General features: G+C 71.5%; 1 protein-coding gene. It reads left to right on the top strand.

All coding sequences use genetic code 11. The features are described 5' to 3' along the window. Nucleotides 1–970, top strand: a 970-nt coding sequence (locus tag A9X05_RS16205) for an arginine deiminase family protein (protein WP_231975343.1), incomplete at both ends; no start/stop codon positions are given.

Below are 970 nucleotides of genomic sequence, written 5' to 3'. Positions count from 1 at the left end.
CTGGGCACCAATTCCGAGGTGGGAGCGCTGCGCGTCGTCATCCTGCACCGCCCCGGCGGCGAGCTGCGGCGGCTCAATCCGCGCAACATGGATCAGCTCCTCTTCGACGGGCTGCCCTGGGTCGCCCGCGCGCAGGACGAACACGACCAGTTCGCCGAGCTGCTCCGCTCCCGCGGGGTGGAGGTGCTGCTGCTGGCCGACCTGCTGGCCGAGGCCCTGACCCACAGCGGGGCCGCCCGGATGCAGGGCGTGGCCGCCGCTGTCGACGCGCGCCGGCTGGGAGTGCCTCTGGCGCAAGCACTTTCGGGCTATCTGCGGGGGCTCGACGCGGACAGGCTGGCCCACGTGCTGATGGCCGGCATGACGTTCAACGAACTGCCGTCGGATATCCGGACCGACGTCTCGCTGGTGCTGCGCATGCACCAGGGCGCGGACTTCGTCATCGAGCCGCTGCCCAACCTGGTGTTCACCCGCGACTCGTCGATCTGGATCGGTCCGCGCGTGGTGATCCCCACGCTGGCGTTGCGCGCCCGGGTGCGCGAGGCGTCGCTGACCGACCTGATCTACGCCCATCATCCGCGGTTCACCGGGGTGCGGCGCGCCTACGAGTCGCGCACCGCGCCCGTCGAGGGTGGCGACGTGCTGCTGCTCGGCCCGGGTGTGATAGCCGTCGGCGTCGGCGAGCGGACCACCCCGGCCGGCGCGGAAGCGTTGGCGCGCAGCCTCTTCGACGACGGCCTCGCCAGCAAGGTGCTCGCCGTGCCGATCGCCCAGCGCCGCGCCCAGATGCACCTGGACACGGTGTGCACGATGGTCGACACCGACACCGTGGTGATGTACGCCAACGTCGTCGACACGCTCTCGGCGTTCACCATCGAGCGCACGCCCGAGGGCGTCGCCATCAGCGACGAGGCGCCGTTCCTGGAGGCCGCCGCCAAGGCGCTGGAGATCGACCGGCTGCGCGTCATCG

Origin of the sequence: Mycobacterium sp. E3298, assembly GCF_001666895.1 — a bacterium.
Taxonomy (GTDB): domain Bacteria; phylum Actinomycetota; class Actinomycetes; order Mycobacteriales; family Mycobacteriaceae; genus Mycobacterium.
Note: the sequence above shows the minus strand (reverse complement) of the source record. Positions and strands in the feature narration are given on the sequence as shown.